The 12,414-nt window shown below is 43.5% G+C and carries 9 protein-coding genes; all 9 read left to right on the top strand.

All coding sequences use genetic code 11. The features are described 5' to 3' along the window. Window positions 1-18: 18 nt before the first annotated feature. The 9 genes from bglX to ACP14V_RS10705 all read left to right on the top strand — a co-directional run bounded on the left by bglX (window position 19) and on the right by ACP14V_RS10705 (window position 12,383). The gene (bglX, locus tag ACP14V_RS10745) at window positions 19-2,286 is read left to right on the top strand and encodes a beta-glucosidase BglX (RefSeq protein ID WP_272610536.1); all 2,268 of its coding nucleotides are present in this window, start codon (window positions 19-21) and stop codon (window positions 2,284-2,286) included. A 6-nt stretch (window positions 2,287-2,292) separates the two neighbouring features. Continuing rightward, the gene (locus tag ACP14V_RS10740) at window positions 2,293-3,921 is read left to right on the top strand and encodes a sulfatase family protein (RefSeq protein ID WP_272610535.1); all 1,629 of its coding nucleotides are present in this window, start codon (window positions 2,293-2,295) and stop codon (window positions 3,919-3,921) included. A gap of 482 nt (window positions 3,922-4,403) precedes the next feature. Next, window positions 4,404-7,313: a response regulator gene (locus ACP14V_RS10735; RefSeq protein ID WP_424987321.1), complete on the top strand. Its 2,910-nt coding sequence runs from the start codon at window positions 4,404-4,406 to the stop codon at window positions 7,311-7,313. A gap of 125 nt (window positions 7,314-7,438) precedes the next feature. After that, window positions 7,439-7,603: a hypothetical protein gene (locus tag ACP14V_RS10730; protein WP_156102226.1), complete on the top strand. Its 165-nt coding sequence runs from the start codon at window positions 7,439-7,441 to the stop codon at window positions 7,601-7,603. 7 nt (window positions 7,604-7,610) lie between these two features. Continuing rightward, window positions 7,611-8,186, top strand: coding sequence for a lipocalin family protein (locus tag ACP14V_RS10725; protein WP_272610533.1), 576 nt, complete (start codon window positions 7,611-7,613; stop codon window positions 8,184-8,186). Window positions 8,187-8,201: 15 nt separating this feature from the next. Beyond that, a complete protein-coding gene (locus tag ACP14V_RS10720) occupies window positions 8,202-8,822 on the top strand; it encodes a hypothetical protein (protein ID WP_272610532.1) in 621 nt (206 codons plus the stop codon). A gap of 4 nt (window positions 8,823-8,826) precedes the next feature. Further along, the gene (locus ACP14V_RS10715) at window positions 8,827-10,236 is read left to right on the top strand and encodes a hypothetical protein (RefSeq protein ID WP_272610531.1); all 1,410 of its coding nucleotides are present in this window, start codon (window positions 8,827-8,829) and stop codon (window positions 10,234-10,236) included. A 3-nt stretch (window positions 10,237-10,239) separates the two neighbouring features. Further along, the gene (locus ACP14V_RS10710) at window positions 10,240-10,644 is read left to right on the top strand and encodes a hypothetical protein (RefSeq protein WP_272610530.1); all 405 of its coding nucleotides are present in this window, start codon (window positions 10,240-10,242) and stop codon (window positions 10,642-10,644) included. Further along, window positions 10,644-12,383, top strand: coding sequence for an OmpA family protein (locus tag ACP14V_RS10705; protein ID WP_272610529.1), 1,740 nt, complete (start codon window positions 10,644-10,646; stop codon window positions 12,381-12,383). The genes ACP14V_RS10710 and ACP14V_RS10705 overlap by 1 nt, the downstream gene beginning before the upstream one ends. Window positions 12,384-12,414: the final 31 nt, after the last annotated feature.

Below are 12,414 nucleotides of genomic sequence, written 5' to 3'. Positions count from 1 at the left end.
AACTTAAAAAATCTGTTCATGCACATAAAAGGAATAGTGATAACCATTGTAGCGTTATGCACATGGGCGGTGAATGCACAAGAAAGGATTCCTGAAGTGGAAGCCCTATTGCAGAAAATGACCTTGGAAGAGAAAATAGGTCAATTGAACCTTGTGACACCAGGCGGTGGTGTGGCTACTGGCGAGGTAGTGAGCAAAAATGTTGAAGCCAAGATAAAGGCCGGACAGGTAGGAGGTCTTTTTGGAGTCGCAGGGCCCGATAAAGTACGGGTTGCCCAAGAACTGGCCGTTAAAGAAAGTCGTTTGGGGATTCCATTGCTTATTGGTTCCGATGTAATCCACGGATATAAAACTACCTATCCAATCCCTTTGGGATTGTCTTCCAGTTGGGATATGGAGTTGGTGGGACAAGCCGCACAGATGGCGGCAAAAGAAGCCACGGCTGATGGTATCAACTGGAATTTTTCTCCCATGGTGGATATTGCCCGTGACCCCCGCTGGGGCCGGATTGCAGAAGGAGCAGGGGAAGACCCCTATTTGGGATCAAAAATAGCCGAGGCTATGATAAAAGGTTATCAAGGAAATGATTTGGCGGCAACCTACACCATGTTAGCCTGTGTAAAACACTTTGCGCTTTATGGAGCAGCGGAGGCAGGGCGCGATTACCATTCCGTGGACATGAGCAAAATAAAAATGTTCAATCAATATTTGCCTCCGTATAAAGCGGCCATAGACGCTGGTGTGGCCAGTGTTATGAGTTCATTTAATGATGTTGATGGTGTTCCGGCAACCGGAAACAAATGGTTACTCACCGATTTGTTGCGTGACCGTTGGGGATTCCGGGGATTTGTGGTTTCGGATTATACCTCATTGAATGAAATGATTGCCCATGGACTTGGCGATTTACAAACTGTTTCAGCATTATCTTTAAATGCAGGATTGGATATGGATATGGTGGGTGAAGGTTTTTTGACCACTTTAAAGAAATCCTGGGAAGAAGGTAAGGTTACCGAGGAAGCAATCACCAATGCATGCCGACGAATTTTGGAAGCCAAATACCAATCAGGACTTTTTGAGGACCCTTATCGATATTTGGATGGCAATCGCCCAGAAAAAGACATCCTAACCATAGAAAATAGGGCTTTGGCCCGGAAATTGGCGACCCATTCCTTTGTGCTATTGAAGAACCACCAAAATATCTTACCCTTTCAAAAAGGCAAAAAAATTGCCCTAATTGGCCCATTGGCGGATAGCCGAAACAATATGTTAGGTACTTGGGCCCCAACTGGGGATGTAAAATTGGCCGTGACGATTAGGGAAGGTTTCAAAAATGTGGCACCCAACGCCACCATTCAATATGCGAAAGGAGCCAACATTTCGGATGACCCTGAATTTGCCAAGCACGTGAACATGTTTGGACCTCGAATAGAAATCGATGAACGGTCACCTGAGGTGATGTTGAAAGAGGCGGTTGATGTGGCCAAAAACTCAGAGGTTGTTGTCGTTGTTGTGGGTGAAGCCACTGAGATGAGTGGGGAAGCCGCGAGTCGTACCGACCTTTCAATCCCAGAAAGTCAGAAGAAATTAATCAAGATATTGATAGAAACTGGTAAGCCGGTGGCCTTGGTTCTCATGAGTGGAAGACCGTTGACCATTCCTGAGGAATTTGAACTCCCCGTTGCCATTTTACAAGTTTGGCATCCCGGTGTGGAAGCGGGGAATGCGATAGCCGATGTGGTCTTTGGAGATTACAATCCATCAGGAAAACTAACGGCAACTTGGCCCCGAAATGTAGGACAGATTCCAATTTACCACAGTGTGAAAAATACAGGGAGACCTGCGCCAGGGAGTGAAGAGTTCCAAAAATTTAAATCCAATTATTTGGATTCCCCAAATTCACCATTGTTGCCTTTTGGATATGGGCTGAGCTATACCACTTTTTCCTATTCCAGCCTTAGGCTGGACAAAACAACCATTGGGCAAAATGAATCCATATCGGCCACGGTAACCATTGCCAACACCGGTGATTATGACGGGGAAGAAGTGGTGCAGCTGTATCTAAGGGATGTGGTGAGAAGCATCACTCCACCAAAGAGGGAATTGAAAGGATTTCAAAAAATAACATTGAAAAAAGGAGAACGAAAAGAAGTGACCATCACATTGGCTCCAGATGACCTAAAGTTTTATAATAGTCACTTGGATTTTGTGGCTGAACCGGGCGAATTTGAGGTTTTTGTAGGCACCGACTCAGATGCCCAACTTTCAAAAACATTCACCTTAAAATAATACACTATGCGCATTTTTGCAGTTTTGGCAGGTTTGCTATTGGTTTTGGCCTGTAAGCAAGAAGGAAAATCAGAAGAAGAAGTGGCAACAGGTCCACCAAACATCATTTTCATTATGTCGGACGACCATGCCTTTCAAGCCATCAGTGCGTATGGACATGAACTGGGCAAGTTGGCTCCCACCCCTAATATCGACCGGATTGCCAAAAATGGAGCCCTATTCCGGAATAATTTCTGTACGAATTCCATTTGTGGACCCAGTAGGGCGGTTATCCTAACAGGAAAGCACAGCCATATCAATGGGTTTCGGATGAATGGAGAGCGATTTGATGGCAATCAACCCACATTGCCCAAGCATTTAAAAAAATTGGGATATGAAACTGCGATTATTGGAAAATGGCATTTGCATGGAGCACCTACCGGATTTGATTATTGGGATATATTAAATGACCAAGGGAATTATTACAATCCAGAATTCATTTCAGGGGAAGACACCACCATAGTTGAAGGGTACGCTACGGATTTGATTACAGAAAAAAGTCTGAATTGGCTAAAACAGAGAGATAGCACACAGGAACCTTTCTATTTAATGGTGCACCATAAAGCCCCACATCGAAATTGGATGCCTGCATTGCGTCATTTAAATGTGTACGATTCCATTACATTCCCATTGCCCGACACCTATTTTCCAGAATTTGAGGACCAGAGGGCAGCAGCTGAACAGCAACAGACCATTTATGAGGACATGTACGAGGGCCACGATTTAAAAATGAGTGATGGCTATGGTAGTACTGAATTGGCCCATAATCCGTGGACCACAGATTTTGACCGAATGACCCCTGAGCAACGCAAAGTGTGGGACGAGGCCTACTTGGCCAAGAACAATGCCTTTTGGGAAGCGAATTTGCATGGAAAAGAGTTGGCTGAATGGAAGGGACAGCGCTATCTACAAGAGTATTTGGCAACGGTAAAGGCTGTGGATGAAGGCATCGGCAAGATCTTGGATTATTTGGAAGAAACAGGTTTGGATGAAAACACTTTGGTGGTATACACATCGGATCAAGGATTTTATTTGGGAGAGCATGGTTGGTTCGATAAGCGTTTTATGTACGAGGAGTCCATGAAAATGCCATTGTTGATGCAACTGCCCGGAGTTATTGAACCGGAAACAACTATTGATGCCCTAGTCCAAAACTTGGATTTTGCCCCTACTTTTCTTGATTTGGTTGGAGGTTCGCAATATGCTTCGGAAATGCAAGGTGCATCTTTTCGAGATGTATTGGAAGGTTCCAGAACGGATTTTAAGGATGCCATTTACTATCACTATTATGACTTTCCAGCATTTCATATGGTCAAAAGACAATATGGTGTGCGAACGGACAGATACAAACTCATCCATTTTTATGATGATATCGATGAATGGGAATTCTATGACCTACAAAAGGACCCCCAAGAAGTTCACAATGCCATTAATGATGAACAATACAAAGACATCATAGTCACAATGCATCAAAAATTGGACAGCCTTCAGACCTACTATAAGGTAACTGAAAAGGAATTTGAGAATACCCCAAAAGAGAAAGTGGATAAAACGTACGAGGTTTTCAAAAGACTAAGAGGTACGCCACTGCAATGAAAATAGTATTGTTATTTAGTGAAATGGCATATCAAGCGATGCTATTTGTTGTCTTCTTTTTTGTGAAGATCTAGAAAAGAGAGACCGAAAGGGCGAGCAATTGTAAAACGCAGTGTATTTATAATTGGTTTTAGGTACTAATTGAATATTATTATATCTACTGGCCCTGACTTCAACATTATGTCAATATAGTATGGGCTTTAATAATCATAGTATAAGTTTTTTACACCTTGAACCAAGCTCAATTTTTTTAATCTACTAGTCCCTTATAAGATTCCTATATAATCTGAACCCTTTAAAATTTTGATATTCAGGACTGAATATGAACCGGTTCATTCTTGATTCTACAACCTATTGATTACTAAGGATGTAATGGTCATTTTGATCACATGGATTAAATTATGTAACTTTAGTTGTTACCACACTATCCAGCCCCCCGGTTAAAATATTGTACTATTGGTTGTCCTAAGCTTTAGTTTGAGATGAAAAGGTTATTAGTTACGTTATTTTTCTTACCCGCTCTGGTCTTTGCCCAATACGATTCCAAGCTTGACTCGCTCAACAAAGTATATGAAGGCACCACAGATATCAAAGAAAAGGCAAGGATAAAGGTAAAGATGGTGGATATCTACTTGACCATCGATAGGGAAAAAGCAAAAACTGAAATTGAAAACGTACTGGCACTGGACAATGACGGGGATTGTTTGGAATGCTTGGCGCTTGGTCATTTTTTTTATGGGCATTACCATGCATCCGGTGGGGACTTGAAAAATGCCATTGCTTATTATGAGAAGGCTTCCGAACTGGCCCAAAAAGCTGGGGATACTTTTTTATATAGAAAATCTAGGGCATGGATTGCCCAAGAGTACCTGAGCAACAAAATGTTTGATGAGACGGAGAAAGTGCTTACCAACCTCATCGCAGAAGTCGAGGAAGACGAGGACAAAACAGGAATAGAGGACAATTACTTCCTGTTGGCCATTTTGGATTACGAAAGAGGCTTTTTAAATCGCTCGATCGAGAACTATATCAATGTCGAAAAGAACATACAACCGGATAATCCCCTTGCAGATGTATATAGGTTCAAGGTGTACAACAACATAGCGCAATGCTACCGCGAACTAAAAAAGTATAGGAGTTCCCTGGAGTACATTGATGCAGGTCTGGAGATGGCCAGAAAGAAGAAAGATACCTTTAATGTGATGAACCTGTTGCTCAATAAGGGAATCACCGAGGTTGTTTTGGGAGATCCATCGAAAGGTACAGGGCATTTGAAAAGTACATATGGGTACTTTACGGATATTGGGGAGAAATACTTCCAAGGAAGCAGCGCGCTGTTCTTGGGAATCGGATTTCAGAAACAGGATAGTCTGCAATCCTCCATAGTTTATTTGGACAGTGCCGAGACCATTTATACAGAATTGGGCGATAGTCTCAGTCTGGCCGAAACACTCTCGGCCAAGGCAACCAACAACTTGACCTTGGGAAACAATACGACCGCTTTGGACCAATCAAACAAAGCTTATGGTTTGATAAAGCGCCGGGAGTTCTCACCTATACAGATAGAGGTTTTAAAGAACCATATCGACGTATTGATTGAAAATGGGGCTTTGGAAAAGGCCGTTCCCTTGCTCAGGGAAAAAGACTCCCTTGAAGCCATTCTTACGGATAGGATGGAAGCCGAAAAATTCTACGAGCTGGAAGCCAAATACCAAACCGAAAAAAAGGAGCAGGAAATAACCCTGCTCTCAGCCCGGAACAAACTCTCTGAACAACGCAGGAAAAATCAAAAAATCCTATATATTGGGCTCTTGGGGCTGTTCTTGGCAATTGCGAGCCTTTTGTTTTATGGATATAGGAACAAGCTAAGGACAGCCGAAAGGATAAAGGAACTCGACACGCTCAAATCCCGTTTCTTTGCCAACGTCTCACACGAGTTTAGAACCCCATTGACCCTGATCAAGAGTCCGGTGCAGCAATTAAGGTCCATCTCGGATGGAACGAACCAAAAACAATTGGACCTGATCGACAACAATGCCGATCGGATGTTGGAACTTGTGGACCAGCTATTGGAACTCTCAAAAATAGAGGGAGGCCAATTGAAGATTATCCTGAAAAAGGGGAATGTTTCCTCTTTTTTAAATACCCTTCTGGAGCCGTTTCAGTTTCGGGCCAAAGAAGAGGGGGTTCCATTCGAAGTTAATGTACAGGTTTCAGAGGAGCCTCATTATTTCGATAGGGACATTCTGGCGAAGATTGTTGTCAATTTACTTTCCAATGCTTTTAAATATAGGGAAGGTGGGCCTGTTTCCTTTGTTTCAAGGATACACAATGAAAGACTTGAGTTGGAAATTGAAAACCGCAATGGTCAAGTGAAAGAGAAAGACCTACCCAGATTCTTTGAGCGTTTTTATCAAAAGGATGGCACTGCGGTTGGTTTTGGAATAGGGCTGGCCTTGGTGAAGAATCTGGTGACTATTTGCGAAGGTTCCATTCATGCAAGTTTGGATAAGGGAAAAGTGATGATCTCCGTTGAAATGCCGTTGAAAAAGGATTTGAAAGAAGCCATTTTAATAGAGGACAACAATGATTCACATTCCGATCAACAGGAACAGGTCATTAAAATTGAAAGTGATGAGGTTCCCGTTTTGCTCATTGCAGACGATCATCCGGATATTCGGACCGTGCTCAAGGATATTTTCAAGGAAGATTTCACCATACTTGAAGCCAGTAATGGGGAAGAAGCTTTTGAATTGGCCCAAAAGGAAATTCCTGATATGATAATTTCAGATATCATGATGCCCAAAAAGGACGGGTATGCATTGGTAAAGGAATTGAAGGAAAATGAACTCACGTCTTCTGTTCCGATAGTGTTGCTCACCGCCAAGGCAGGGGATGAAGCCAGATTGAAAGGTTTGCTGACCCAAGCTGATGGGTATCTTACCAAGCCCTTCAATCACAAAATTGTGAAGGCAACGGTTCATCAGCTTCTCCATGAACGCAAAAAACTACAGGAAAGGTATAGCCGAGAACTCATTTTAAGACCTGTGGATATTGCCATCAATACGGCTGATGAAAGATTTATACAACGATTGGAAACCGTTATGGACGCCGAATTGACCAATCCCGATTTTACCACCGATGATTTTGCTTCGCGGATGAACCTGAGCCGGATGCAACTGCATAGAAAACTAAAATCCCTATTGGGGGTCTCCGCCACAGAGTTCGTTCGTAACGAACGATTGAAAGCAGCCTCGGAACTTCTGAAAAACCCTAAACTCAGTATTGCCGAGGTAGCCTATAGTTCAGGTTTCAACGAAGCCACCTATTTCTCGAAATGCTTTAAGGATGTTTACGGTCTTTCCCCATCCGATTTTAGGAAGACTACCTGATTTCCCTTATTTCTTAATCCCATAGCATGCCCTTTTAAAGGGAGTGTTCCCTATGTTACATATACCCATGGTATCTGTTACATAATTACATGATGCTGTCCAAAGCATCCCATAGCTTTGGAACAATGAAGTCACGCAACGGCAAACCCCTGCACTATAGAGGGGAAATGGACCATCTCCCCAATACCAGGATCTATTTGAACATAAAGTATTTGGAGAAGGGCCATTATGAACTGAACATCATCAACAAACACAAGTTGATCAAGAAGATACATTTCAACAAAAAGTAAACACATCATGAAAACAAAGACAATCATGCTTATTCTTCTGGGAGGAACATTGCTGATTCCTTTACAGCACACCGAGGCGCAGTTTCTTAAAAAGTTGGGCAAAAAAGCCAAAGAAGGTGCTGAACGTGGGGTGGAACGAACCGTGGAACGCAAGGCGGAACAAAAAGCTGAAGAGAGTACGGAAAAAGCCATTGAAACCGTTTTTGGCGTTCCCAAAAGTGTGATGGACAAAAAGGAAGATAACGAGGGGAATGGCCTTGAGGGTATTTGGTACTATGAATCCCTTGAAGGGGTGCCCGGATACGAAAACCTGAACGATTGTGGCAAGAAATCCAACATCACCTATTCGGCCAACAACTATCATGTCCAGTTTTATGATAATGACTGTAATCTACTTACCGATAGTGGGGGCACTTTTGAGTTGGAGGACAACATCATGAAAGTTACTGCCGAGGCAAAGGATGAGATGAGCACAACCAAGATAACCACCACCCAGACCATTATGGAACAGACCCAAAACCGGTTGGTTATGAAAGATGATATGAGTGGGGCTGTGGTGACATTGGTAAGGGAAAAGGAATAATCAATCAGAATCAGTATGGAAACCAAAAAGATTTCAATCATTTTTTTTGCAGTAGTGCTCTTCATGGCCTGCGGGCAGTCAAACAAAAAAAGAGGGGAGGCCACTTCGGAGGCGAAGGTGGAGACTACCGCCAAGAGTAAAGTAAACACAAACGGAATTGGCCTTGAGCAACATGGGGATTATACCAACCTTTACGCCTCCAGCTCCCAATGTAAGTTAACAGCTGAAGAAGTAGCCACCCTCTACGGTATTTCTGTTACGGATATGAAGGAGATCTCCAATGGCCCCAGTGGTCAAGGATATTTATGCAGTTACAATCTAACGCTCAAGGATGGCAGCCAATCCGTTTTTGGCTTGACATTCTTTCAGAAACCCATGTCCGATGTACGGTCGGAAATCTCAAGTTGGCAATCGGGTTCTTATGAGAAAAAATTTTTAAGGATAAGCAATTCAGGCGATCACTATATCTGGAAACATCCCAATCAGGGGTATTTCATCCTTCAAAATCCAAACTACGCCAATGGGATCCAAATCCGGTATAGAACCTTGTTCAAGGTGGACAAGACCCAAAGCGAATATCTGGAACAGAAAGGTATTCAGGCAATTGATTACTTAATCGAAAAATACAAGAACTAATATCATGAAACAGATAAAGATCATATTATTGTTCGGTTTTCTCTCCCTGGGATGCCTTCAAGCATTTGCCCAGCCCTACACGTTGGACAAAGCCATAAAGCCTATTGAATTGATGCTTTCGGAAGATACCCGAGATGGGCATGAAGGGGAGAAAGGGATGGTGTTCTTCAATCGAATGACTGATTCTATCATGTATCACTTTGTGACCGGGCATTCCATGTTCCAATTTTTGGATGTTTTGGTCACCAGCTTGGATGGAAGCCCTTTGGAGGTCAGTTTAAACCAGGATATTTGGAACGATGAGTACAACAAAAAAAGCACAGCCTCGTCCCCGGACGGAATGGTCAGGTTTCAACTCCGGGCAGAGGGCAAGTTCGGCATCAAAATAGAGACGGACAATCCCACCAACTCACTTTACAACATTACCGTGCTGGCAAGTCCAGAAGAAAAGAGTTATCTGGGCAGCGCCTTTAGAAAAATCAAACCGAGTGAGATGAAATCTGGAGGTGATGCAGGGGTCAATACAAGTACAGGGGCCGTATCATCAGATGGAAATGGCAACAACGGCAAAGGCGGTGGTACTTGGCTCTACATTGCGTTGGGCGTAGCACTTCTGGTCATTGGAGTACTCGCTGGAAAATTAATGGGTAAAAAGGGAAAGAACACTACAATGTTGTTGTGCTTCATCTTCATGGTTCCCCTTGGCACAACAGCCCAAAATTATTGGGAGGGAAATGTCATGACCATGGAGCAATTTGAAAATTGGAAAACTCAGTTCGAGCATGATCAAGATATGTTGAAAACCGAGTTGGAAGTGCTCAAAAGCGAAAGGGCCGGTATGAAAAAGGGAATTGAAAACCTAAACAAGACCCTTTCCAATATACGATCCACTTGGACCACGGTTAAAAATCTGTACAGCTCATATACGGGATTGAGTTCGTGTATCAACTCCACGCCACCGGCCGGTGCACCTAGTATTCCATCCATCTGTACAGAAATCTCATTGGATGAAGATGGTAAAATATTGGAGGATGAGGACGAGGGCTGCGCGAGCTGTTTTGTGGAAGCTCGGCAAAAGTTCAATGAGAGACGCTATCTTTTTGAACGTTTGGCCACCATCTACAAATGCACTAAAAAGTTCACCAATGCGGCCATAGCCTTTGGAGACAATGCCTCTGGAGTGCATGGTGTGGCAGGTTTGGCTTGGCAGGGCGAACGCATCAAAATACTAAAATCGGTAGAAGACCTTGAAAAAGCATACGACAAAAAATATGCCGAAATGCTGCAAGACCTGGCCGATGCCATGATGGAACTTAACGTATGCGAGGCCAAATATGGCGTGGAGGATTGGTACGATCGCTTTGGCTACATGTATTTTGAATTTATGAAAGAGAAATATGCAAGAAAAGACTGAGTTATGAAACCTTTTGTGCCAACATTGATTTTTGTTTTTTGCGTGACCCTTTGGTCCGGCTGCAAAACCCAGTCTGTGGGAACGGTCATTTCCAACATCAACACAGACATTGTTGGTTCTTGGGAGGGATGCGATGGACGCGAGGTAACCTTCACCCAAGAGGAAAATGGCGAGATTTATGGTCGATACACCCAATTGGGCGGACTTAAAAAGTACAACTTCTCCCAAGACGAAATAGGGTATCAAGTGGTGAAACAAAGTTCGGGAACTTACACAGGATCGGTAAAATGGCGTAGTACCACAGGTGCTGAGACCTGGAAAAAAGTGACCATTACGATTCAGGGAGATACTTACAAGGATGACAGCTCGGATGGTTGCAGCAAAAACATGAAACGCATAATACGGTGATGGAAAGATGGATCTACATAGCGATGGTCTTGGCGGTCTTTAATTTTTCATGTAAAGATCAAGAACAGAACAAAAAGGGCACACAATCCGATGAAATGGAAACAGGAGCAGCGGATACCGAAATCGCCAACAGTGAAGAGGATGTCGATAGTCCTTCGGGTTTGAACCTAGAGGATATGTTCAAAGGGGATGTGGATATTGAAGGTGCGGCCATGGTCTTTTCCCAAATGATGGGAACGATCTCCATTGAGAAAAAAACGCTTGTCCAAGCCGATATTGACTCCTTAAAAAGTCTTTTGGAACAGCATCCCAATTTAAGTCAAGCCATCGCTGTTGAAGAAAACACGGTGGATGTAGACTTTTCAAAATTTTTAGGGGCTGTTTCCGAAATGGAGCCACAAGACTTCAATACACTAAATGGCATCCTTCCCAAGATTACAAGTTCAGCAGCCGCTGGATCAAGGAGGCCGGATCATCCGTTTGCCGGCACTTTTTTTGAGCAGGACCTCAAAGAAGTTTCCAGTGGAAGCATACAAAAAAGGGTGGAGAACAAAAGATTGTACCAAAATCTTAGGGATGCCAGTCCGGAGGAGGCCGAACAACAATTGGCCAATCATTATGGCATTGACCTTAAAGAAGTAGAGCTCTTAAAAAACATTGAAAAACAATCGGGCATTCTCAATGAGAAGCAGGCCCAGAAACTTAAAGACCCTGTTTATAGCAATGAGGTGGAGATGGCTCTTGAAGATTCGAATACATCTTCAAACTTTAAGGCATTGATAAAAGAAAACAAGGAAATGCAAAAGCGAAGTGCGAACAAGTTCCTGAAAAAGTCATCCAGTGCTCGGGAAGCCTTTTATAAGCTTAATCCGGGATGGTACTCAGAGACGTCGGATGAAATCGGGAATACCTATGCCGATACCCGAAACAAGCAAATATATCTGCCCTTGGGCAAGCGTTCCTTTGCGGATGCGGTGGTTGATTTTGACCCTGGAAATGGCGGTCAATATCCAGAAGGGGCCCTACACGAACCCGATTTGACCGTGGAACTTGCCCGGCTCAATCAAGCCAAGCCGGAAATGTGCAGCATTGGATTAAAAGGAGTGCTTACGCTGCAATTCTTGGACAATGCCATTACTGATGTGAATGGCCCAGACCTTTATGTATTTGAAGCGGGTGCCATAGAACCTACGGTTCTGGAGCTGTCCAAAGATGGAAATAATTGGCTAGAGGTAGGCAAGATCGAAGGGGGTACGGCCATGGTGGATATCCATGACTTTGTAAAACCAGGAGAAACCTTCACCTACGTCCGCCTGACCGATTTGGAAACAAGAAGCGGGGTTCCCGGTGCAGATGTGGATGCCGTGGCAGCCATTGGAGGTGCGCTTCGGTTGAATCTGGACAGTTCGGTATTGTTTGAATTTGGGAAGTACGACCTAAGACCGGAAGCAGAAACATTGCTTATGGAACTGATTCCACAGATAGAGGGTATGGGCAAGGGAACCATTGTGGTGGAGGGCCACACGGACAACGTGGGCAGTACCCAAGCCAATAAGCAACTTTCCGAACAACGGGCCAATAGCGTTAGTACCCTATTGAAAAGTTTGATGAAAGCTTCGGCGGACCATTTTAGTTGGGAAATAAAGGGTCTTGGAGATACCCAACCCATAGCTCCTAATGACAATGATGAAAACCGGCAAAAAAATCGTAGGGTAGAACTATTGGTTTTGCCCAAATAGACCGGTAGAGGGTTGAAATAGTATAAATCAA

Source organism: Flagellimonas alvinocaridis (assembly GCF_965248585.1).
Lineage (GTDB): Bacteria > Bacteroidota > Bacteroidia > Flavobacteriales > Flavobacteriaceae > Flagellimonas > Flagellimonas alvinocaridis.
This window is presented reverse-complemented; position numbering and strand designations above follow the sequence as displayed.